The 22,137-nt window shown below is 68.2% G+C and carries 23 protein-coding genes and 2 pseudogenes; 15 read left to right on the top strand and 10 right to left on the bottom strand.

Going from position 1 to position 22,137, the window contains the following annotated elements:
• Positions 1-205: 205 nt before the first annotated feature.
• Positions 206-967: a phosphoglyceromutase gene (locus tag ACIP63_RS07835; RefSeq protein ID WP_104787811.1), complete on the top strand. Its 762-nt coding sequence runs from the start codon at positions 206-208 to the stop codon at positions 965-967.
• Positions 968-1,066: 99 nt separating this feature from the next.
• Here the strand turns inward: ACIP63_RS07835 and ACIP63_RS07830 are convergent, their stop codons facing one another.
• The 4 genes and pseudogenes from ACIP63_RS07830 to ACIP63_RS07815 form a co-directional block, all read right to left on the bottom strand.
• Positions 1,067-1,258: a hypothetical protein gene (locus ACIP63_RS07830; RefSeq protein ID WP_401512463.1), complete on the bottom strand. Its 192-nt coding sequence runs from the start codon at positions 1,256-1,258 to the stop codon at positions 1,067-1,069.
• Positions 1,259-1,450: 192 nt separating this feature from the next.
• The gene (locus ACIP63_RS07825; RefSeq protein WP_401512461.1) at positions 1,451-1,936 is read right to left on the bottom strand and encodes a hypothetical protein; all 486 of its coding nucleotides are present in this window, start codon (positions 1,934-1,936) and stop codon (positions 1,451-1,453) included.
• Positions 1,937-1,948: 12 nt separating this feature from the next.
• On the bottom strand, positions 1,949-3,298 hold the full coding sequence (locus ACIP63_RS07820) for an RNA-directed DNA polymerase (protein WP_401515001.1): 1,350 nt from the start codon (positions 3,296-3,298) through the stop codon (positions 1,949-1,951).
• Between the two features lie 306 nt (positions 3,299-3,604).
• Positions 3,605-3,814, bottom strand: a pseudogene (locus ACIP63_RS07815) (hypothetical protein); the annotation flags it as partial.
• 75 nt (positions 3,815-3,889) lie between these two features.
• On the opposite strand from ACIP63_RS07815, the pseudogene ACIP63_RS07810 reads away from it, so the two are divergent.
• From ACIP63_RS07810 to ACIP63_RS07785, 6 genes and pseudogenes are all read left to right on the top strand, one after another.
• Positions 3,890-4,593, top strand: a pseudogene (locus ACIP63_RS07810) (GntR family transcriptional regulator).
• A gap of 827 nt (positions 4,594-5,420) precedes the next feature.
• Complete coding sequence (locus ACIP63_RS07805) at positions 5,421-6,254, top strand: hypothetical protein (protein ID WP_401512460.1); 834 nt, start codon at positions 5,421-5,423, stop codon at positions 6,252-6,254.
• A 723-nt stretch (positions 6,255-6,977) separates the two neighbouring features.
• Positions 6,978-7,406 (top strand): VOC family protein, encoded by a 429-nt coding sequence (locus tag ACIP63_RS07800; RefSeq protein ID WP_401512458.1) that lies wholly within the window; start codon positions 6,978-6,980, stop codon positions 7,404-7,406.
• Positions 7,407-7,572: 166 nt separating this feature from the next.
• Complete coding sequence (locus ACIP63_RS07795) at positions 7,573-8,082, top strand: NUDIX hydrolase (RefSeq protein ID WP_401512456.1); 510 nt, start codon at positions 7,573-7,575, stop codon at positions 8,080-8,082.
• Positions 8,083-8,175: 93 nt separating this feature from the next.
• Complete coding sequence (locus ACIP63_RS07790) at positions 8,176-8,424, top strand: hypothetical protein (RefSeq protein WP_031093484.1); 249 nt, start codon at positions 8,176-8,178, stop codon at positions 8,422-8,424.
• Positions 8,421-8,663: a hypothetical protein gene (locus ACIP63_RS07785; RefSeq protein ID WP_104787806.1), complete on the top strand. Its 243-nt coding sequence runs from the start codon at positions 8,421-8,423 to the stop codon at positions 8,661-8,663. The genes ACIP63_RS07790 and ACIP63_RS07785 overlap by 4 nt, the downstream gene beginning before the upstream one ends.
• A 21-nt stretch (positions 8,664-8,684) precedes the next feature.
• Here ACIP63_RS07785 and ACIP63_RS07780 read toward each other — a convergent pair whose 3' ends face one another.
• Entirely contained in the window at positions 8,685-9,461 is a 777-nt protein-coding gene (locus ACIP63_RS07780) for a hypothetical protein (protein ID WP_401512455.1), read from the bottom strand.
• Between the two features lie 223 nt (positions 9,462-9,684).
• Here ACIP63_RS07780 and ACIP63_RS07775 point away from each other — a divergent pair, with 223 nt between their 5' ends.
• Positions 9,685-10,659 (top strand): phosphotransferase family protein, encoded by a 975-nt coding sequence (locus ACIP63_RS07775; protein ID WP_401512453.1) that lies wholly within the window; start codon positions 9,685-9,687, stop codon positions 10,657-10,659.
• Positions 10,660-10,675: 16 nt separating this feature from the next.
• On the opposite strand, the gene ACIP63_RS07770 is transcribed toward ACIP63_RS07775, so the two are convergent.
• Together ACIP63_RS07770 and mshA are read right to left on the bottom strand one after the other, a co-directional pair.
• A complete protein-coding gene (locus ACIP63_RS07770) occupies positions 10,676-11,182 on the bottom strand; it encodes a YbjN domain-containing protein (protein ID WP_401512451.1) in 507 nt (168 codons plus the stop codon).
• A 49-nt stretch (positions 11,183-11,231) separates the two neighbouring features.
• A complete protein-coding gene (gene mshA, locus ACIP63_RS07765) occupies positions 11,232-12,581 on the bottom strand; it encodes a D-inositol-3-phosphate glycosyltransferase (RefSeq protein ID WP_401512449.1) in 1,350 nt (449 codons plus the stop codon).
• A 178-nt stretch (positions 12,582-12,759) separates the two neighbouring features.
• Between mshA and ACIP63_RS07760 the strand changes: the two genes are divergently transcribed.
• From ACIP63_RS07760 to ACIP63_RS07750, 3 genes are all read left to right on the top strand, one after another.
• Positions 12,760-13,545, top strand: a complete 786-nt coding sequence (locus ACIP63_RS07760) for a class I SAM-dependent methyltransferase (RefSeq protein ID WP_401512448.1) — start codon at positions 12,760-12,762, stop codon at positions 13,543-13,545.
• A 217-nt stretch (positions 13,546-13,762) separates the two neighbouring features.
• Positions 13,763-14,830 (top strand): NlpC/P60 family protein, encoded by a 1,068-nt coding sequence (locus ACIP63_RS07755; RefSeq protein ID WP_401512447.1) that lies wholly within the window; start codon positions 13,763-13,765, stop codon positions 14,828-14,830.
• A gap of 256 nt (positions 14,831-15,086) precedes the next feature.
• Positions 15,087-16,424 carry a PP2C family protein-serine/threonine phosphatase gene (locus tag ACIP63_RS07750; protein WP_401512445.1) on the top strand — a complete coding sequence of 446 codons (1,338 nt, stop codon included), beginning with the start codon at positions 15,087-15,089 and terminating at the stop codon, positions 16,422-16,424.
• On the opposite strand, the gene ACIP63_RS07745 is transcribed toward ACIP63_RS07750, so the two are convergent.
• The 3 genes from ACIP63_RS07745 to ACIP63_RS07735 form a co-directional block, all read right to left on the bottom strand.
• Positions 16,406-16,741 (bottom strand): DUF2516 family protein, encoded by a 336-nt coding sequence (locus ACIP63_RS07745; RefSeq protein ID WP_401512443.1) that lies wholly within the window; start codon positions 16,739-16,741, stop codon positions 16,406-16,408. The genes ACIP63_RS07750 and ACIP63_RS07745 overlap by 19 nt on opposite strands.
• Positions 16,742-16,859: 118 nt before the next feature.
• Positions 16,860-17,540, bottom strand: coding sequence for a hypothetical protein (locus tag ACIP63_RS07740; protein ID WP_401512442.1), 681 nt, complete (start codon positions 17,538-17,540; stop codon positions 16,860-16,862).
• Positions 17,541-17,568: 28 nt separating this feature from the next.
• Positions 17,569-18,075, bottom strand: coding sequence for a helix-turn-helix domain-containing protein (locus ACIP63_RS07735; RefSeq protein WP_362932679.1), 507 nt, complete (start codon positions 18,073-18,075; stop codon positions 17,569-17,571).
• A gap of 133 nt (positions 18,076-18,208) precedes the next feature.
• On the opposite strand from ACIP63_RS07735, the gene ACIP63_RS07730 reads away from it, so the two are divergent.
• From ACIP63_RS07730 to ACIP63_RS07715, 4 genes are all read left to right on the top strand, one after another.
• Positions 18,209-18,733, top strand: a complete 525-nt coding sequence (locus tag ACIP63_RS07730; RefSeq protein WP_401512440.1) for an ATP-binding protein — start codon at positions 18,209-18,211, stop codon at positions 18,731-18,733.
• 114 nt (positions 18,734-18,847) lie between these two features.
• Positions 18,848-19,441 (top strand): DinB family protein, encoded by a 594-nt coding sequence (locus ACIP63_RS07725; protein ID WP_401512438.1) that lies wholly within the window; start codon positions 18,848-18,850, stop codon positions 19,439-19,441.
• A 593-nt stretch (positions 19,442-20,034) separates the two neighbouring features.
• Positions 20,035-20,526, top strand: a complete 492-nt coding sequence (locus ACIP63_RS07720) for a MarR family winged helix-turn-helix transcriptional regulator (protein WP_401512436.1) — start codon at positions 20,035-20,037, stop codon at positions 20,524-20,526.
• 228 nt (positions 20,527-20,754) lie between these two features.
• Entirely contained in the window at positions 20,755-22,116 is a 1,362-nt protein-coding gene (locus ACIP63_RS07715; RefSeq protein ID WP_401514998.1) for an MFS transporter, read from the top strand.
• Positions 22,117-22,137: the final 21 nt, after the last annotated feature.

Below are 22,137 nucleotides of genomic sequence, written 5' to 3'. Positions count from 1 at the left end.
AGGGCTACTCCCCGGGGACGTGCGTGCACGGATGAACCGCCGGCCTGTGTAAGCGGTCCGACGGCTATCCGAACATTACGAAAGCGGAGTCCCCGGCTGCCACTCGATTGACGCCGCCCGTCAACAGTCGCGGCCCCGGCCGCGTCCCGGTCCGCCCTTTGGCCACGCGCGCGTAGGGCGCGCGGGTTCGATTACGCTCGGACCCATGGCCGACGCACCGTACAAGCTGATCCTCCTCCGCCACGGCGAGAGCGAATGGAACGCGAAGAACCTGTTCACCGGTTGGGTGGACGTAGACCTCACCGACAAGGGCGAGAAGGAGGCGGTCCGCGGCGGTGAGCTGCTCAAGGACGCCGGCCTGCTCCCCGACGTCGTGCACACCTCCCTCCAGAAGCGCGCGATCCGCACCGCCCAGCTCGGGCTGGAAGCCGCGGACCGCCACTGGATCCCCGTGCACCGCTCCTGGCGCCTGAACGAGCGCCACTACGGCGCCCTCCAGGGCAAGGACAAGGCCCAGACGCTCGCCGAGTTCGGCGAGGAGCAGTTCATGCTCTGGCGCCGTTCGTACGACACCCCGCCGCCCGCCCTGGAGGACGGCACCGAGTTCTCGCAGAGCGACGACGCCCGCTACGCGACGATCCCGCCGGAGCTGCGCCCGCGCACGGAGTGCCTCAAGGACGTCGTCACCCGCATGCTGCCGTACTGGTACGACGGCATCGTCCCGGACCTCCTCGACGGCAAGACCGTCCTGGTCGCCGCCCACGGCAACAGCCTCCGCGGCCTGGTGAAGCACCTGGACGGCATCTCCGACGACGCCATCTCGGGCCTCAACATCCCGACCGGCATCCCGCTCGCCTACGAGCTGGACGCCGACTTCCGCCCCCTGAAGCCGGGCGGCACCTACCTCGACCCGGACGCGGCGAAGGCCGCGATCGAGGCCGTGAAGAACCAGGGCAAGAAGAAGTAAGCAGGGCCGAAGAAGCCCCCCACCTGCGGATTTTCCGCGTGGTGGGGGGCTTTTTGGTGCGCTGGGCCGTCTGTGGGCCGTCACATGCTCAACGGGCCGTCAGGCGCGTCGGCTCCAGCGGCGGATGCGGATGTCGAGGACGATCAGCAGTGCCACGGGTACGGCGATCTCCGCGGGGGCGTCAGCCCAGAGGGCGAGTGCGCCGCCAGCAGTGCCGATGAGCGCGATCGGGAGATCGCGCGGGTGGATATCGACGGTTACGCCCGCTGCGGCTGGGGCGGTCGGCTCCACGGCTTTAGCCCTCTCCCCGGTTCGGGTCCCACGTCGAGCAAGACCAGGGGGCCACTCGTTCAAATTCCGGGCAGGATCACAGCCTGCCCGAGTTGCCGACCAGCGTACGGCCCCCTGATCATGCTCGACCCCAAACCGGACAGGACACCGGCCAAACCCGCTCCGCCAACCTGTATTCAAAGTTTCAGCCGTCTACGTTGCTGCACCCTGCTCGATCCTCTTACTCGCTTTAGTAAACTTCTTATTAGGGACAGGGATATCTGTCGCGGCGATCCTTATGTACTCGTGATTGAATTCCCGAGCCCGCTCCCGGGCTGAATCGAAGTCCACTTCGGGCCGCAAGAAACTCAACTCCGAGTGCACCTTATGCCGCAGTGCGGTATACGAACGGGCCGAGGCGAGGAAGTCCGCAGCCTTCTTGGTATTTCCCAGGAAGGAGGCCGTAGCCGCCACCGCACCCGCCACAGCCGCGAGGGCACCAAACTCTTTTCCTGCACCTACAGCAACTAGCACCCCCGTGATAGCTGTAACGCTGGCAGGCAAAAACACCATGAGGCGCCCCCATAGTTCCGCACTCTTGGCCGCCTCGAAGTAGGCTTGCGCGTTGTAGAGACAGTTACCCTGGATCCTTTGGAGCTCCTCTTTCACTTGCTGAAGTTGAGCATCACTAATCGACACCGGTAGCCTCTTTCACGGTAGCGGTATAAGCGGATCTGTTCGCAGGAATCGACAAACCCAGATCAAATCAGGAAACGAGGATTCCACTTCGTTCAGATATCGCACAGACAAGTTACCGGATTCATAAAGTGAAACCAGCAGAGCCCTGCGCATCGACACGCTACGCTCCTCTTGGAATCGATGCCGAAGCAGTTGCGCCTCCCGAAGTGAAGCATTTCTCCCAATATACCGGCTCGCAAATTCTCGCGAGAAATCTTCCCTATTTCTATCTTCAAGAATTTCCCAAGCTGCCTCTTTGATCCTCTCACTTTGTATTTTCATGACGAGAAAGTGACGCAAAATTCGCTGCTCAATGAACGGGTAGGACCTGGAGTCTCCACGCTCCATGAAGTTGGTGAGGTGGCGCTGGACTGCTACGTGATGCGACTTCGCAGCCTTTAGATAGGCGAAGACCTCCTTGCTTACGTGCGGGAGGTAAGTCAGGTTTTCAAGGCACCAGTTGACGGCGTACCCATCGCGCAATTTCGCCAACCTGTTGATCGCGAACCTAAGGTTGCCTCCATGCGCACCTTCGGATTTGACCACTTCATCGAAATACTCGCGGACGTCTGCAACGGCCTCAGGAAGACCCACTTCGACTGAATGCTGAATAGATGCACGACGTATATCGTGCACCAGCCGCACAGCATCTTCTGGATCGCGTATTACGGTCTTATGGGAAGCTATGGATAGCCTGCGCGAACGTAGCAGACTATTTATCTCCACCACAACGTCGCGAAGCACCGTCCAGTCACGATCGAAGATCATCATGTCATCCGAATAACGCAGAAACTTGAAGTTATTTCTAGCCAGAAAACCATCAACTGGGGCCAAGTACAAGTTGGCCAGAATTCCAGATGAATCTGGCCCCTGCGGGAGCCCCCAAGAATGATTAACCGCCTGAAACCTCGTCAGGAAATTCTGTAGGTTCTCCGTCAGTGCAGGATCTCTGGTCATGCACTGCAGGTCATCACTCAGAATATCAACGTCGATATGTTCATAGAAAGATGAAACATCGACCGATGCCATTCGAAGTTGATTATCGGAACGAAGTGTCCGTAGCGCTAGTCTCCTCATCCTTTTCCACGGGCCGAACCAAAAGACTGGCACTCCACGACTGTGATGCCACCGATAGCTGTGAACTGATGCGTGTATCTGCCGGTCAATGCTCGGAGCTATCTGGAATACTAGCGCGTCATAGATTATTCGATCACGAGCCGAAAAGCGCGTCAGAGGACGAACGCTTATCGCGTTCTTTGGGTAGTCAATAATCTCTGTGTGCGTGGGCCTGCAGTCGCCCGCAAATATGGCCTTTTCAAGCATTTCTCTATAGCCGCGATCCCATTGATGATGGATGTCCTCATACGCCATCACATCAGGAATCTCAGAATATGCCTGGCCATCAATAAGCAAATTCTTAGCGTTAGTTAGCGCCGTCGACAGTCTCACATCGCCCCCCAGGGCATGCTAATCGCTGGGAGGCTTTCAAGCCCCATCCGCGAGCGTGCTTACGGTAGGGCTGCATCGATGTTCGGCGCCGATGGCCCCCGGCGGGTCAGCCTGGCTTGCTCGGGGACGACCGTCTGCCATGCGAGCTGCCCCCACACCGGTTCACACGGTTACCAGCGGTCAATCACGGACGCAACACGGGGGGGCCGTGCGGGCGGGATACGTTTGCCCAGGTACGACCGCCCATAAGGTGCGGCCGTTCAAGCTGGTGGCCACGAGCCCGAAGCGATCGGCATCGGCCACCGCGTCCAGGACCTCCCGCCATGAATTGGCGGAGAGCATGTCCGGTACTTCTGCCTCGACCGTCGTGAACCGGGTGTGCTCCTCCAAGAGCTAGTGGACTAGATTTTCCATATGTCTGAGTAACCGCCGTGCCTCCGCAGCGCCGACGAACTCCGGCGGCGCATCGCGGAGCACGTCTGGGAACCGGGCGACTGCCTCCCATCCCGCGCACAGATCGGCCAGGAGTGCGGCGTGGGCGAGAACGTGTGCGCAGGGCACAGGAGTTGCTGATCTCCCAAGGCGTGCTGGAAGGCCGGGCCGGATCGGGGACCTACGTCGCCGAGCCCCGGCAGCGCGTGAGAGTCGTCCGGTCGTCGGCACGAGAGCAGCCCAGTGGATCCCCGTTCCGCCAGGACATGAAGGCCCTTCGCCGACAGAGCGACCGGGAGAGCCGGACCGACGCGAAGGTGCCGGCCCCGGCGGAGATCGCGACGCGGCTCGGGATCGCCGAGGGGGAGCTGTGCGTGCGTACGGCGTACGAGTTCCTGGCGGACGGCAGGCCGGTGCAGCTGTCGACGAGCTGGGAACCGTACGACCTCACCGCCGGCACCCTCGTCGTCCTCCCCGAGGGAGGGCCACACGCCGGGGCGGGTGTCGTGAACCGCATGGCCGCGATCGGAGTCACTGTCAGCCATGCGGTAGAACAGCCGGACCCGCGACAGGCGGCCGCAGAGGAGGCGTCACTACTCGGCATCCAGAAGGCCGCACTCGTGCCCCACATCCGGCGGACGTACTACAGCAACCAAGGCCGTCCCATAGAGACTGCGGACATCGTGGTACCCGCAGCACACTGCGAGATCGTCTACGAGATCCCGATCAACCGGTAGTGGGCGCCCGGCAGCTGGCCATAACTATCGTTCAGTGGGCACGCGGTAATACCTTGACGCTGCGATAACTGACCGTTTCACAATGAGGTTCTTTCCGTCGCCAGTAGGCAGACGTTTCCTGAGGGCTCGGACACAGTCTCCGCCACTCCTGGCGGAAACATGGCCAGGGACATACGGGGTGGATGGTGCGAAAGGTTAATTACGACCAAAGAGTGCTCGCTCTGGTGGAGGTTGCGGGCGGTGATCGCGACTGGCGCGAGGCTGAACGAGTATTCGAAGCTGAGGGCTGGCCAGTCATTGATCATTTTCCGAGTGGCGCAGGGCCTACGGCTGGCGCTCTAGATCAAGATCCATCATGTCGTATCTACCGCATTGAGGTACGTATTTATGGATCGACCCACCGAGCTGCAACGGGGGCGGCTTGGCAGGTAGAGAAAGTCGCCAGAGTTGCCCGACTAGCCATGCAAGTCAGACGGTCAGACTTGATCAATCAAAACCCGAAGGAGATTTTTGACTGGCGGGTGGTACCTACCCATGCGGTGCGGTCTCCCCGTTCCGCACGTGCGCGGATACTGATCGCACTTGGGAGACAAGACAACGGAACTCATGTTTCAGGGCGTCCTCGCGAAGCATTGCGCCTGGCGAGGCGATCGGCACCGGATGGAACTTTTGATCCGAACCTCTCAGTCCGCCCCATGCGAGGAGGCGCGTGGAATAATACATCAATTTGGGGGGAGGCAACTCCGGGGCGGGGATTCCTGATTGCCCTCGGATTCACGTTGGGTGTACTCCCAGCAGCCCTAGCCGGTCGGCATGACCTTGTCCCCATGCTCTCCGTGATCGGGTTGGGTTTCGGGCTTTTCGCTTCCCTCGATGCACGCAGCACTGATGTAGATAGGGTTATTCCAGTGCTGCTTCTGGTTGGGACTATGGGAATGCTTTTCATATCCATTTTTGCTGACCTCAGTAGATTTTCTCCGGCACAGCAAATGGCGATCCCCTTGCTGCCATTCATTATTTACGGAGTTTGGCTTATTGCTAGGCAATGGACGTGGGGAGAGTGGGTTGCCTGGGCAGCTCCATTGGCTGTCACGTTGCTCCTTTCTTCTTTTGTTGGTGCAGCACCAGTTCTCCATGCATGGTATGCGGAGAAGCTCTCGATTTCGGCCGCAGATCTGGACGTGCCAGGGTTGTGGCAAGTGGGCTCTGCGATTAAATTGCTATCCACTCTGGTCTTCTTGCTCATCGTCCCTGCCATGTGGGGATTTGCCCGGCACTTCCATCTCCTTAGAGCTGGAGACCAGTTCAATTTCATGTTGTATGTGACTCTGCTTTCAGCACTGATGGTAGGGTGTGGAATTCTATCGGCGCAGTCAGCTGAGCAGGCGGCGTCGAAAACTTCACTTGCGGCGAAGACTGGAGGGAAGGCCCCATCATATTTTGGCGTAAAGCCGGAATGGATTTGCATCTTTCCGATTGTCTCTCCAGAGAAGGTTGCATCTGAGGGTGGGAGACTAGACGTGCGTCGCGCCTATCTCTCGCTGGGAAACTCGGCGGGACAGGTAACACTTTTGGAGTTGGGTAGCGCGAAGCCGATTAAAGTATCGGCGAAACACGTTACGCTCGTTCCGGCTCTCTCGGCCAGCGGTACATGTCGTTAGAAACGATGGAACGGCCAACGTGTACCTCCACTAAGGCCGTGCGGGTGAATACTCTGGGCACCAGCACGGGCGCCGGCCGAGCTGGAATGAGGCAGAGGCACAAGCGGCCTTGACGAGGTGGGAATTTTTGCCACCGCCTGATGCGCTGGCCGAAACCGAGCGATGACGAGGGTGACGTGAACCCGAAGAGGTCGCATGTGGCTGGTGCTGCTGAGGGCTACAAGCGCTGCGCCCCCGCCTCAGCCGCCCTCCGTTCTCTACGCCGGGCCTACCCGGGATTCGAGTGGCACACAGGAGGTGGGCACTTCCCCGAGTCCGAACCTTTCTGGGACTCCGTTGCCGTCGGCGTTCCAGGGAGCTACACCCGACAGGAACGGTGTCTCCACGTGGAACCGCGGCGAGCGCAGCGAGCGTGAGTGAGCTTCTGAAGCATCGCTCGGGCGCCTCAGGCTGGGCCGTCCCTGGGCCGTCCGAGGTTGCTCAACGGCACCCGATGACGACCAATGGCGACCACTCACCCGGAGTCGATCAGCGCCCCCACCCGCAAAAACCCTGGTCGGCGAGATCTACCGCAAGACCCAGGGCAAGAAGAAGTAAGCAGAGCTGAAGAGGCCCCCCACCTGCGGGTTCTCCGCGTGGTGGGGGGCTCTTCGCTGTCCGGGCGGCGGAAATCGCCCGGGCCTCTTCCCCTGGATCGGGCCCCGCCCACGGCAGAGTGACGGCATGGACGCAGACGACAGCAACCTTCTGGCCGGCGCGCGCACTGCCGCGACCAGGCTGCCCGCGCAGGACCTGGAGCGGGCGCGGCGCTTCTACTCCGAGAAGCTCGGCCTGGAGCCCGTCGACGAGCGGCCGGGCGGGCTGCTGTACCGGTGCGGTGATGCGGAGTTCGCCGTGTTCCATTCAGCCGGCGCCTCGCCCGGCACCTTCACCCAGATGGGCTGGCAGGTCGACGACATCGAGGCCGTGGTGTCGGAGCTCAAGCGGCGCGGTGTGGAGTTCGAGACGGTCGACCTGCCCGGCTTCCGTACGCGGGACGGCATCGCGGAGATCGAGGGAAACTATCCGAGCAAGGGCGCCAGGGGTGAACGCGGGGCCTGGTTCCGGGACAGTGAGGGCAACATGCTGGGCATCGGCCAGCCGGTTACGTAAGCGCCCGGGCCCCCCCGGGGGGGGGGCCGGGGCCCTGGGGTCCCCGGGGGGGCTTGGTCCGGGCATTTTTGGGCAAAAGTGGGGGCCTGGGCCCCGCGGTTTCCGATCCCCCCCCCCCCCCCCCGGTAGTTGTTCCGGGGACGGTGAGCAGGGGAAGGCTCCCGGCATGACTGAGCACGCCGCCGAGCCGCTCGCAGTCGACAGCCGCGGCAATCTCCTGATCTCCTTCGAACCGGGGTGTGAGGATTCGCCCCCCGGGGACGCCCCGGCTCCCCTGGCGCTGACGGCCCTCTGGCACGAGGGCAGCGTGCTCATGGTCCACGACCGCCACCGGGGTGCCTGGGAGCTCCCCGGCGGCAGGATCGATCCGGGTGAGAGCGCGCGACAGGCCGCTCTCCGGGAGCTGTTCGAGGAGAGTGGGCACGAACCCGACGGCCCCCTGAGGTTCGTCGGCCACGCAGGGTTCGTCCTGGCCCCCCGGCAACGCCGCGAGTACGGGGCCTTGTTCGCCGGAGCCGCGCGCGCCCGGCGCGGCTTCGAGCCCAACGACGAGATCCTCGCGATCCGTTGGTGGGATCTGAGGTCGCCGCTGCCCGGCCCGGTCGCGCAGCTCGACGTACACCTCGCCCGGCTCGGCGCGCCGTCGGGCCCCCCTGCGGACAGTGCCACCCGCTAACGTGACCTTTACACCTGCCCGTTACCCAGGCGCACCCCCTCGGCGGCAGAGGCAGGCGGGGCGCGGAGAGCAAGGAGATCGGGGAGAGCGATCATGGGCGAGTCTCTGAAGACCTTCGTCGGCGGCACCGAGGTAGAGGTGCCCAACAGCATTCCGGCGATCCGTGCCGCGCTGCCCGAGGAGAGACGCGAGGAGTTCGACCACGCGATCAACGAGGCCGGGGTGCACGAGATCCAGGCCGTGATGCGGCACTGGATGCTCGAGTCCGTACCCGATCCCGAGGCCGAACAGATCCTGGACCGGCTGGCACAGGACGAGGCGGAGAGGCGGAACGTCGCTTGAGTTTCCGCATCTCCTACGCACCGCCCGCCGACGACACCCTGGCCAAGATGCGCGACGGCGACTCGTTCCGGGACGAGATGGCGCGCACCCTGGCCCTGGATCCGTACGGACACGCCTCGTCCGCCGTGAAGCGTGAACGCGACCGGCGCGAGGCGACGGTGTACGGCGCCATCGTCCTCTACTACGTCTCCGGGTCCGTGCTGACGGTCACCGTGGTCAGGCTCGTACCGCTGCCGTGACCCGGAGAGACGGCCGAAGGCTCAGCCGAGCTTCTTGACCTGCGCGTCGATCACCGCGGTCGGCTGACCGAAGTCGGCATCGGCGCCCGTCTTGCCGAGGTTGAAGGAGAAGAAGGTGGCGACCGTGCCGCCCTGACGCAGGCTCACGAGCTTGAAGGGCGCCGCCTCGTCGCCCTCTCCCATCTGCACCCGCCAGGCGAGGGCCTCCTCGCCGCCCGTCACCTTCTCCTCGGTCAACTTGGTGACCTTCTGCTTCGAGCCCTTCATGGAGAGGGTGAACCCGCCGGTGCACTTGGCGGCGGAGTCGCGGAGCTCGGCGAGGCTCTTCGCCGCGCCGTCGTCCTCGTACGAGGCCAGGGTGACCAGCGACGACGTGATGTCGAGCATGCCGGCGAGGAGGTCCTCGGGGTCGGCGGACTCGTCCTTCTTGGGCTCCTGGACGACCTTGCGCCCCGCGTTCCCGGCCGGGGTCCCCCGCTTCACACCGTAGAAGGCGAAGCCGATCGGCTCGCACTCCTTCTTGTCGACGGTGACGTCGCCGGGCTGCGCGATGTCCTCGGGGCCGGTCTTCGAGACCTTGTGGCCCGTGACGTCACCCTGCTCCAGCGACACCTTCTCCAGTTCGGCCGACGTCAGCGCCTTGACCGCAGCGGGCTTGGAAGAGGCGTCGTCCTTGCCTCCCGAGGTGCCGCCGTCGCCCTTGGCGTCGGAGTCCGAGCCGCTGCAGGCGGTCGCGAGCAGGGTCATGGACGCCGCGGCGGCGACGAGGGCGGTACGGCGTACAGCGGTGGCGCGCATGGTTCGTTCATCTCTCCGTCTGAAGGAGCAACAGCCCCTCCCCGGACAGTAATTCGTGGCCGTTACAGGGGGCTGTGCCAGTGCAGGACACTCTACGATCGGACACCTGTCCGATGATCGCCCCGAACGGTCACGGGATGTGATCGTGACTGCGCTGTGATCGCTCTGTGAAGCTCCTATGGGGTGGCCGATTCCGCAGGTGAGCCACAGAGGGGACCCGCCCGTGTCCGTCGACGTGACAGCAGCCGTACTGGAAGCCGTGGGAGCCCCCGAGCCCGCATCCGTCGAGCCGCTGGCCGGGGGCACGTACAACACCGTCACGCGCGTGACCTTCGGCGACGGCGGGGACTGGGTGGTGAAGGTCCCTCCGGCGCACGCCCCCGGGCTGAGTTACGAACAGCGCCTGCTCCTCAACGAGGTCACCTTCTACAACGCCGCCGCCGGGGCCGGCGCCGCGACCCCGCAGGTCGTGCACAGCGAGCTCGACCCCGGGGCACCGGCCGGGGCGTACGTCGTCATGACCACACGCCCCGGGCGGCCCTGGAGCGCCGTCGCCGGTGACCTGACGGCCGAGGAGACACGGGCCCTGCGTACCGAGTTCGGGAGCATCGTGGGCCGGCTGCACGGGGTCACGGGCCCCGGCGGTTTCGGGTACCCCGCCGAGCCCCTGGGGCCGCTCTCCCCCACCTGGCGCGAGGCGTTCACCGCGATGACGGACGCCGTGCTCGCCGACGCCGAGAGGTACGGGGCGAGGCTGCCGTACCCCGTGGGACTGATCCGCGAGGTGCTCGCCGGGGCGTCGGACGTCCTGGACGAGGTCACCCGGCCGGCCCTGGTCCACTTCGACCTCTGGCAGGGGAACCTCCTGGTGACCGGGGAGCCCGGCGCCCGGCGCATCGGAGGGGTCATCGACGGCGAGCGGATGTTCTGGGGCGATCCGGTCGCCGATCTCGTCTCCACGTCGCTCTTCGGAGACCCGGAGACGGACCTGGACTTCCTCGCGGGATACGCCGCCGCGACGGGCGCACCGCTCGCGTTCACCCCGTCCGTACGCCGCCGGATCGACCTCTGCCGCAGCTACCTCTACCTGATCATGCTCACCGAGACGGTGCCCCGGAGCGCCGGGCCCGACGCGGTGGAGATGACGTGGAACGAGGTGGCGCCGAGGCTCGTGACGGCGCTGAGGGAACTCGTGTAGCGCACCGCGGCCGGCTTCAGGAGGGGCGCCGCGTCAGATGCGTGAAGGCGTCCAGGTTGCGCGTCGATTCGCCGCGCTCCACCCGCCAGGCGTACTCCTTGCGGATCGCGCTCGCGAAGCCCAGCTCCAGCAGGGGGTTGAACGCGCCGTCCGCCGCCTCCAGGACCGCACCGAGCAGCCGGTCGAGCTCGTCGCGCGTGACGACCGAGAGGGGGAGCTTGCCGACGAGATAGACGTCGCCGAGCTGATCGATGGCGTAACTCACCCCGAAGAGGCGGAGGTTGTGCTCCAGGAGCCAGCGGTGCACAGCCGCGTCGTTCTCGTCGGGGTGACGGATGACGAACGCGTTGAGGGAGAGGGAGTGCTGCCCGACGATCAGGGAACAGGTCGTGGACAGCTTGCGCGTGCCGGGCAGCTTCACGACGTAGTTCCCGGGCCCGGGGCTCTCCCATTCGAGCTCCGCGTCGTTCAGCGTCGCCTCGATGACCTGCGCCGCTGCTGCCTCGTCGGATACGTCAGCCATGGTGCGAGCGTACGACAACCCGTCCGCGCGCTCAGCCGGACGCCTCCGCTCAGCCCTGGTGCGCGCGGGCGCGGCGCCGGTGGTCGTGCATGGCCGCCGTGTACACGTCGGCGGTGGCCGACGCCGCCGTGTCCCAGCCGAACGACTGGGCGTGCACGGCCGCGGCCTCGCCCATCCGGCCGGCCAGCTCCGCGCTGTCCGCGAAGCGGCTCAGCGCCTGTGCGTACGCCTCCGGGTCGTGGCCGGGGATCAGGAAGCCGCTGACTCCGTCCCGTACGGCGACCGGAAGACCGCCCACCGCCGCCGCGACCACGGGCGTACCGGCCGCCTGGGCCTCTATGGCGACCAGGCCGAAGGACTCGTTGTACGAGGGCATGACCAGGACGGATGCCGCCCGGAACCAGTCGGCGAGCTGGTCCTGGCCGACCGGTGGGTGGAACCGTACGACGTCGGCGATGCCGAGGCGCGCGGCGAGCTTCTGGAGGCCCTCGGGCTTGGCGAGGCCGCTGCCGCTGGGCCCTCCGACGACGGGTACGAGGATGCGGGAGCGCAGCGAGGGGTCGCGGTCCAGGAGCACGGCGACGGCGCGCAGCAGCACGTCCGGGGCCTTCAGCGGCTGGATGCGCCCCGCGAACAGCGGGATCAGCGCGTCCTGCGGCAGCCCGAGGCGGGCGCGTGCGGCGGCGCGGCCGTCGCCGGGGCGGAAGCGCTCCAGGTTCACCCCGGGGTGCACGACGGCGACGGACGCCGGGTCCGCGTCGTAGAAGCGGACGAGTTCGTCGGCCTCGCCCGCGGTGTTCGCGATGAGCCGGTCGGATGCGTGCACGATCTGGGTCTCGCCGATGACGCGGGCGGGCGGCTCGGGGGTGTCGCCCTCGGCGAGCGCGGCGTTCTTGACCTTCGCCATGGTGTGCATGGCGTGGACGAGCGGGACGCCCCAGCGCTGCGCGGCGAGCCAGCCGACCTGGCCGGAGAGCCAGTAGTGGGAGTGGACCAGGTCGTAGTAACCGGGGCGCTGACCTGCCCACGCCTGCATCACGCCGTGGGTGAAGGCACAGAGCTGTGCGGGCAGCTCTTCCTTGGCGAGCCCCTCGTAGGGCCCCGCGTCGACGTGCCGGACCAGCACTCCGGGAGCCAGTTCGACCGTCGGGGGCAGCCCGCCGGTGGTGGCCCGGGTGAAGATCTCGACCTCGATGCCGATCGCGGCGAGGCGCCTGGCCAGCTCCACGATGTAGACGTTCATACCGCCGGCGTCGCCCGTACCGGGCTGGTGCAGCGGAGAGGTGTGCACGGAGAGCATCGCGACACGGCGCGGCTTACGGTGTCCGGCGAACGTGCCCGGGAAGCGGATACGGGGTGCCGCACGGCTGCTGCCGAGCCGGGAGACGTACTGGCTCACGGGTCCGCTCCTCCTCGCTCAGGGCACACGACCCCTTCGAAGTGCCAGAACAGCGGAACCCCGCCTTTCATTTCCACTTTGCCAAAACGTTGCGAACTCTCCGGCGCGCCGGACGGCCGCCCCCGCGCCCCGCTGCTCCCGCGCCTGCCCCCCGAGGGCTTCGCATACGCTCCTTTGCATGCACCAGCGCCCCATCGGCACCGCGACCCGCGGGACCACCAACCCCAACCGGCTGCGCCGCATGGACCGCTGGATCGCCGCCACCCACGGCCCCGCACTCCGCCGCGGCGACGCGCCCGTCGCGGTCGATCTCGGCTACGGCGCCGCCCCCTGGACCGCCGTCGAACTGCTGGAGCGGCTGCGCACGGCCGAGCCGCGCACGGCGGTCGTGGGCGTCGAGATCGATCCCGCCCGGGTCGCGGCGGCGCAGCCGTACGAGCGCGAGGGCCTCACCTTCGTGCACGGCGGCTTCGAGATCCCCACCGCGGGCCGGCCGCTCCTCATCCGGGCCGCGAACGTGCTGCGCCAGTACGACGAGGGTGAGGTCGCCGCGGTCTGGCAGCGGCTGTGCGCCCGGCTCGCCCCGGACGGGCTGCTGGTCGAGGGCACCTGCGACGAGATCGGCCGCCGGCACGTGTGGGTCGCGCTCGGCCCGGAAGGCCCGCGCACGGTCACCTTCGCGACCCGGCTCGGCTCGCTGGACCGCCCCTCCGACCTGGCCGAGCGCCTCCCGAAGGCCCTGATCCACCGCAATGTGCCGGGCGAACCCGTCCACGCCTTCCTGCGGGACCTCGACCGCGCCTGGGCCGCGGCCTCCCCGTACGCGTCCCTGGGCGCGCGGCAGCGCTGGATCGCGGCGGTCCGCGCGGTCTCGGCCGACTGGCCCCTGACGGACGGCGTACGGCGGTGGCGGCAGGGCGAGATCACCGTGCGCTGGTCCGCACTGCGGCCGACCACGGGGTGAACAGCACCGGGCCGGAACACGTCGGCACAGGACGACACCGGATCCGGGAACACCGGCGGATCACCGTTCGTCCCCTTGTGTGACGGGGAGGGTGACGCGGACCTCTGTTGCTTTACGGGACGACATGGCACGATCGCGTCGTCACGGAATTGTTACTGACGGTAAGTCAGATGTACGCGATACGGCTTTCGTTGCCTTTCGCCCGGAGGGGGAGCTTGTGAACCGACGCCACTGTGCCGCTGCCGCGATCACCCTGGTCTGCGCACTGGCCCTGCTGACCGCGCCGGTCCAGGCCATGGCGGCCCCGGTACCCGAGCCCGGCCCCACGGCCACCTCCTCCGCCTCCCCGAAGAAGAGCCTCGATGAGGTCCGCGAGGAGATCGACACCCTCTACCGCAAGGCCGGGGCGGCGACGGACGCGTACAACCTCGCCGAGGAGCAGTCGAAGAAGCAGTCCGGCGAGATCGCCCGGCTGACCAAGTCGATCGCCGACGGCCAGGCGAAGATCGCCGAACTCAAGGACAGGGCAGGCGCCCAGGCCCGCGAGCAGTACCGCAACGGCGGACTCCCCCCGGGTGCGCAGCTGATGCTGAGCGGCAGTCCGGACCTCTTCATGGACGGCATCAACCAGGCCAGGCAGGGCCAGCAGGCCACCAAAGGCATGCTGACCGAACTGGAGCAGGCCCAGGAGGACTTGGAGACATACACCAAGGACGCCAATCTCAACCTGGAGAAGATCGAGGCCGGTCGCGCCAAGCAGGCCAAGGCCAAGAAGAGCATCGACGCGCAGATCGCGGCGGCGGAGAAGCTCGAATCGCAGCTGGCGAAGGAGGAGCGGGCCCGGCTCCTCCAGCTGGAGAAGGACGCCGCTTCCACGGCGCAGGCGGCCTGGCTCTCCTCCGGCGCGCTCAAGGACATCAACCGCGAGGCGAGCGCCGCCGGCAAGCAGGCGGTGGCCTTCGCGACCGCCCAGATCGGCAAGCCGTACGTGTGGGGGGCCGAGGGCCCCGGTTCGTACGACTGCTCGGGGCTGACCTCGCAGGCCTGGGCGGCGGCGAAGCAGCCGATCCCCCGGACATCGCAGGAGCAGTGGCGGCAGCTGCCCCACATCGACATCGAGGACATGCGCCCCGGCGACCTGATCATCTACCACAGCGACGCCAGCCACGTCGGGATGTACGTCGGCGACGGCTCGATCGTGCACGCCCCCCGGCCCGGCCGGGATGTCACGCTCACGGGCGCGGGCTCCATGCAGATCCTGGGCGTGGTCCGGCCCGACAAGTAGGCGTTCCGGGGACCGCCCGGCGAATTGTGCGCAGCGCGTGTCGAGCGCGTGATGTTCGTCATGGCCCCATGTCCGTTTCGTGCGCGCCCATCCCGCCGGATCCGTGGCAGGAAACGGCTTATGGGCGCGCATATGACGAAGGATGATCGGCAGACGCCATTCCGTTCCCCTGCCGCGGACCGCTATCGTCCCCGTCGGCGGGTCGTCGATCGTCGTCCCGCCGCGCCCTCGGGGGGAGGGAAGGAAACCCGAACCGATGCCCGTACCCGTACCGCAGCAACGTGCCGTTCCCGCTGCGGAGACCACTCATGGCGCCGGCCTCACACTCCTGGTGATCGAGGACGACCCTGCGGGCACCTTCGCCGTCCCCGAGCTGTCGTCCACGGCCGGGGCCCGGATCCGCGTCCGTACCGCCCGTAACCTCACCGAGGCCGGACGGCTGCTCACCGACGACGTCGACTGCATCCTGCTCGACCTCGACCTGGAGACGGCCGCGCTGCCCGCCGGCGCACGCGACGGCGAGCCCGGCCGGCCGGACGGGCTCGCCGCCCTCAAGCACGTCCTGCGCATCGCGCCACGCCACGCCGTCCTCGCCCTCACCGCGGAGGACGACGCCGAGCGGGCCGCAGAAGCCGTACGGGTCGGGGCCCAGGACTATCTCTTCCGCGACGAGCTCGACGGGCGCCTCCTCAGCCGCGCCATCCGGTACGCCGTGGAGCGCAAGCGCGCGGACACCGCCCAGCACCAGCTGACCGAGTCCCGGCTGCGCGCCCAGGAGAACGCCCGGCTGGAACGCGGACTGCTGCCCACCCCGCTCCTCGACGGCTCCGATCTCGCCTTCGCCGCCCACTACCGGCCGGGCCGCAGCCGTGCCCTGCTCGGCGGGGACTTCTACGACACGGTCCGCACACCGGACGGCACGGTCCACGCGATGATCGGCGACGTCTGCGGACACGGCCCGGACGAGGCGGCGCTCGGCGTCGAGCTGCGTATCGCCTGGCGGGCACTCACGCTGGCCGGGCTCTGCGGCGACGCCCTGCTCTCCACGCTGCAGCAGGTCCTGGAGCACGAGCGGCAGAGCGAGGAGATCTTCGCGACGCTCTGCACCGTCGACATCGCACCCGACGGCCGCCGGGCCGGCCTCTGCATCGCGGGCCACCCCGCACCGCTCATCGCCCGCCAGGGACGGGCGGCGCACCTGCTCCCGTACGAGGACGGCGGCCCGGCCCTCGGCCTGCTGCCGCACGCCCGGTGGCCGCGCCGGCAGGTCGAGCTCGGGGGCTCCTGGAGCCTGATGATGTACACCGACGGGCTCATCGAGGGGCGCGTCGGGCAGGAGGGCACCCAGCGGCTGGGCCAGGACGGCATGGTCGCGATGGTCAACGGCCGGCTGGACCAGGGGCTCGGCGGCGAGGCCCTGCTGGAGGCCGCGGTCACCCAGGTGCAGGAGCTGAACGGCGGCGAGCTGACCGACGACGTGGCGGTCCTCCTGCTGGAACGCGACGAGGCCCGGATACGACGGAGGGGCAGGAGCGCGTCGCGCTCCCGCCCCGGTGCCGCCTCGTCGGCGAGCGCTCAGCGCCCGCCGTTGTAGGGGCCGTACGGTCCGTCGCTGCTGGAGCCTCCGCGGCTGCCGCCGCCACCCGACACGGCCTTGATCGCCGGCCGGACGTCCACCATGAAGACGATGGACGCGATCACGCCCGCGATCTGCAGGAACAGGATCGGGATGACGAGGTTCACGAAGACCGTGACGCCGAGGATGATCAGCCAGAAGGACTTCTTCTGCTTGTCCGCGGCCCGGTAGGCGTCCTCCCGCGCCGTCACGGCGAAGACCAGCGCGACCACGGCCAGGACGAGCATGGCCAGGTACAGCAGCTGGAGGAACGAGCCGAATGCTTCGAGCAACACGGTGAGCACCGCCTAGTCAGTGGATGAGCGCCTCGCGGCCAAGGTACCGGGACAACGACCCGGGCACCCCCAAGGTGCCCGGCCCGTTCTTCCGGCAACCCCGGGCCGCCGACTCCGTCTACTTCGCGGAGGGCGGGGTCGTCTTCTTCGCCGCGGGCTTGCGCACGGGCGCCGTCTTCTTCGGCGTCGCGGCGGGCGCGGCCTTGGACTCGGCGGCCTTCGGCGCGGGCTTCTTCGCGGCGGGCGCCACCGGCTTGGCGGCGACCGGCTTCGCGGGGGTCACCGGCTTGGCGGGCGCCACCGGCTTGGCCGCCGCCTCGGACTTCTGCTTCGGCACGGACTTCGGCTCCGCCTCGACGACGGCGGCGATCTCGACGATCTCGTCGGCCGTCTCGCCGCGCCACGTCCGCACGCTCTGCTCGCCGCGCTCGGCGACCTTCTCGTACGTCTCCCGGGCGCGGACCGCGTACTCGGCGGCCACACCCACGCTCCGCAGCGCCAGGTCCTGGGCGGTCTCGCCCCACTTCTTCAGGTCGGTGTCCAGCGCCCCGAAGACCTCGGTCACCTTCGCCTGCACGGTGGCCTGAGCCTCCCTGGCCTGCGTGGTGACGCGCTCCTGGACGGCCTTCGGGTCGGTGTTGCGCACGGCCTCGATCCGCTCGGGCGCCTCGGCCCTGAGCTGGTCGAGCAGAGCGGGGACCTTGCGCGCCTGCTCCACGGCGAGGTCGGCCGTGCCGGCGGCGAAGTAGAGGGGGGTGGGGTCGGTGAGGGTCTTACGCAGGTCATCGGTGATGGCCATGACTGTGGTCCTCCCGGATCATCAGAAGTCAGTTCGCTGGTGGGTCTGCATCACTGCCGCCGGCCGTGCGGGGGCCGCGGGCATCCGGACCGGCACCGTCCGCGTCGGCACCGCTTTCCGCGTCGGCATCGATTCTGCTCTCCGCGTCGGCGGCACCGTGGAACTCGGCGCCGGTGTCGGGCGCGACATCGAAACCGTTCTCCCGGCGGAAGGAGTCGTAGATCTGAAGCAGCACGTTCTTCTGCCGCTCGTTGATCGACGGGTCGGCCAATATGACCGCCCGCGTCTCCAGCTCCTCCCGCTCCCGCTCATCGAGGATCCCGGCCCGCACGTACAGCGTCTCGGCCGAGATCCGCAGGGCCTTGGCGACCTGCTGCAGCACCTCGGCGCTCGGCTTGCGCAGTCCGCGCTCGATCTGGCTGAGATACGGATTGGACACCCCGGCGGCGTCGGCGAGCTGCCGCAGGGAGAGCTGCGCGGTACGCCGCTGCTCACGCAGGTACTCGCCGAGATTGCCGACGTTGAGTGATGCCATGGGTCGATACTGCATCACTCTTGCTAACTATTGCAAGCGCATGCTTGCAAAAGTGTTCCGCGTCATGTCACAGCGCCGTCCCGAAGCCCCGCCGCGCCCGCCCCCAGGGCCCCCGCGGCGCTAGCGTCGGCCCATGATCGTATGGCTCAACGGCACCCACGGCGCGGGCAAGACGACGACCGGCGCGCTCGTGCAGCAGCTGATCCCGGACTCGCGGGTGTTCGACGCCGAGAAGGTCGGCGAGACGCTCATGGACATCACGCCGGGGCTGCCCTGGACGGGCAACTTCCAGGACTGGCCGCCGTGGCGGCCCCTCGTGGTCGAGACCGCCCGCCACGTACTCGACTACGCCGGCGGCACCCTGGTGATGCCCATGACCGTCCTGGTCGAGCAGTACTGGCGCGAGATCAGCGCGGGCCTCGCCCGGCACGGGATCCCGGTGCGGCACTTCGTCCTCCACGCCGACCAGGACACCCTGCGCGGCCGCATCGAGGGGGACCTCGCCCTCGGCCCCTCCACGTTCCGTCTCCAGTACCTCGAGCCCTACGCGGAGGCGGCGCGCACCTGGCTGCACGACGAGGCCGAGGTGATCGACACCACGGACCTCACCCCCGCCCAAGCCGCACACCGCATCGCACGCTCCACGGCGCCCGGCTGAGCCGGAGGTCGTCGAGAAGTTACGGACGCCCGAATCAGACAAAAGCCACCACCAGCCGTCCGGAACTTCTCAACGACGGCCCGCGACGGGCTTCGGCGGGGCAGGCTGGGCGGCATGACCGCACCTGACGCCAAGGCCGACCTCCACTTCTACCTGCAGTCGGCCCGCGACGCCCTGCTCTGGAAGCTCGAAGGGCTCTCCGAGTACGACGCGCGACGCCCCCTGACGCCGACCGGCACCAACATCCTGGGCCTGGTCAAGCACGTGGCGAGTGTGGAACTGGGCTACCTCGGCGACACGTTCGGGCGGCCGTCCGGCGAGGCGCTGCCGTGGGTCGAGGAAGGGGCCGAGCCCAACGCGGACATGTGGGCGACCGCGGACGAGTCACGTGAGCAGATCGTGGGGCTCTACCGCCGGGCCTGGGCCCACGCGGACGCGACGCTCGACGCGCTGCCGCTGGACACGGTCGGCACCGTCCCGTGGTGGCCGAGCCACCGGGCCGAGGTGACGCTGCACCATGCCGTGGTCCGCGTGATCGGCGATACGCACCGGCACGCCGGACACGCCGACATCGTCCGGGAACTCATCGACGGCGCCGTGGGGATGAGCGAGGGCAACGACAGCATCCCGCCGGGCGACGCCGCGTGGTGGGCGGACCACCGGAACCGGCTGGAGCGCGCGGCCCGCGAAGCCGACCGGGATGCGTGACACCGCGGGACGGAGACCGGACGGGGCCGCCGGTCCCGTGGCGGCGGCCTCGTGAGCGACCTCCTGCCCCTGCTCGTACTCGCGGGCGCGCTCGCCACCGTCATGGGCCTCTTCAGGTGGCTGGCGTCCCGCGTCCGGCGGCGCGGGACCGCCCGGGCGGCGATCAGCGCGGCGCTGGCCTCCTACGACGAGGCGTTCCGGGTGACCGCCCACGACGCCCACCACGAGATCCGGGCGCAGGCCGAGCGCAAGGCCCCGCTGCTCTCGCCCGACCGGCCGTGGGAGAGCGGCCGCGGCGGCGGTCCGTCGTCGGGCGGGCACCCGCGGCGCCGGCGGCCTCCACGGCGGGGGGGCCGGCCGCCTGTGGCGCAGGCGCGGACGCCGGTCCGGGGGCGCGTGAACCGGTCGAACGGCGGGGCGCCACCGCCCGCGCACGCTGCGCGAGCTGAAGGAGCGCGTGGCCTACGCGGAGAGGACCGGGGAGCCGTTCGCGAAGTCCCTGCTCGGCGCGGGCTGCCGCAGCAGGAGCGTCCGGGGCTCCAACGTCCTCTTGCGGACGATCTGCCACGGTACGAATTGTTACGCTGGCCGGCATGACCGCCCTCACCCCCACCGCCCGCACGTCACCCGACCTCTCCTTCCTCCTCGACCACACCAGCCACGTCCTGCGGACCCGGATGGCGGCCGCGCTGGACGGAATCGGGCTGACCGCACGCATGCACTGCGTCCTCGTCCACGCCCTGGAGGAGGAGCGCACGCAGATCCAGCTCGCCGAGATCGGTGACATGGACAAGACCACGATGGTGGTGACCGTGGACGCCCTGGAAAGCGCGGGGCTGGCCGAGCGGCGCCCTTCCAGCCGCGACCGGCGGGCCCGGATCATCGCCGTCACCGAGGAAGGCGCCCGGGTCGCCGCACAGAGCCAGGAAATCGTCGACCGGGTGCACCGGGAGGCCCTGGGAACCCTCCCCGACGGTGACCGCGAGGCACTGCTGCGCGCACTGAACCAGCTGGCCACGGGTCACCTGGCCACCCCCTCCGAGAGCCCCCGGCCGGTCCGGCGGGCACGCCAGGGACAGGGGTGATCATTTCGACCGGACCGCAGGAGTCTGGACCGTAAAATATAGTCCGCAACGGAACCATCTGTTACGGTCTCTCTTGTCGACCCGTCCGACAGGAGAAGACCGATGGCTGTTGATGCCTCGCAAGGCCGCCCCAGTGCCACCACTTCCACACCTGCCACCGCCGGACCCACCGTGCCCGGTGCGACCGCCCGCCGCCGTGGTCTCGCCCTCGCGGTGATCGCCGCGGGGATGCTCACGCTCACCCTCGACGGTTCGATCGTCACCGTGGCCATGCCGACCATCCAGCGCGACCTGGGCTTCACGTCCGCCGGCCTCAGCTGGGTGGTCAACGCCTACCTGATCGCCTTCGGCAGCCTGCTCCTGCTCGCGGGCCGGATCGGCGACCTGATCGGCCGCACCCGCGTGTTCCTGGCCGGCACCGCCGTCTTCACCGTCGCCTCCCTGCTGGCCGGTGCGGCCACGACCCCGGCGACGCTCATCGCCGCCCGCTTCCTCCAGGGGGTCGGCAGCGCGATGGCCTCCGCCGTCGGGCTGGGCATCCTCATCACCCTGTTCGACGAACCCCGCGAACGGGCCAGGGCCATCGCCGTGTTCTCGTTCACCGGCGCCGCGGGCGCGTCCATCGGGCAGGTGCTCGGCGGGGTCCTCACCGACGCGCTCAGCTGGCACTGGATCTTCTTCATCAACCTGCCGATCGGTGTGGCGGCCCTCCTCGTCGCCCGCCGGGTGCTGCCCGCCGACCGTGGCCCCGGGCTCGCCGCCGGCGCCGACGTCATCGGGGCCGCTCTCGTGACGGCGGGCCTGATGCTGGGGACGTACACGGTGGTCAAGGTGGAGGAGTACGGCTGGATCTCCGCGCCCACGCTCGGGCTCGGGGCGGTCGCGCTCGCCCTGCTCGGAGCGTTCGTCGTACGCCAGGCCACCGCCCGGACCCCGCTCATGCCCCTGCGGATTCTGCGTTCCCGCAGTGTCGCCGGGGCCAATCTGGTCCAGGTCCTCATGGTGGCCGCGCTGTTCTCGTTCCAGATCATCGTCGCGCTGCACCTGCGACACGTCCTCGGTTACGGCGCCGCCGAGACCGGTCTCGCCATGCTCCCCGCCGCCGTCGTCATAGGCGGCGTCTCCCTCGGCGTCTCGGCCCGGCTGAACGCCCGGTTCGGCGAGCGCGCCGTGCTGCTGACCGGCATCGTCCTGCTGATCGGCGCCCTCGGGTTCCTCATCCGGATCCCGGCGGACGCGCGGTACGTCACCGACGTGCTCCCCGTGATGCTCCTCGCGGCCGGCTTCGGCCTGGCGCTGCCCGCACTGACGTCCCTCGGGATGTCCGGTGCCGGCAAGGACGACGCCGGGCTCGCCTCCGGGGTCTTCAACACCACCCAGCAGATCGGCATGGCCATGGGCGTAGCGGTGCTGACCACACTGGCGGCGTCCCGGACCGACCAGCTGCTCGGCGAAGGCCACGGCCGGGCCGAGGCGCTGACCGAGGGCTACCAGCTCGCGTTCACCGTCGGCACCGGACTGCTCGTCGCCGCCTTCGCCGTGGCATTGCTCGTCCTGCGACCCGCGGGCTCCGCGACAACCCGCCCCTGAAACACCGGCCTCCGAGCCCCG

Source organism: Streptomyces sp. NPDC088746, from assembly GCF_044751065.1.
In the GTDB taxonomy this organism is placed as follows: Bacteria; Actinomycetota; Actinomycetes; order Streptomycetales; family Streptomycetaceae; genus Streptomyces.
The sequence above is the reverse complement of the archived record's forward strand: the minus strand, read 5'-3'. Positions and strand labels throughout refer to the sequence as shown.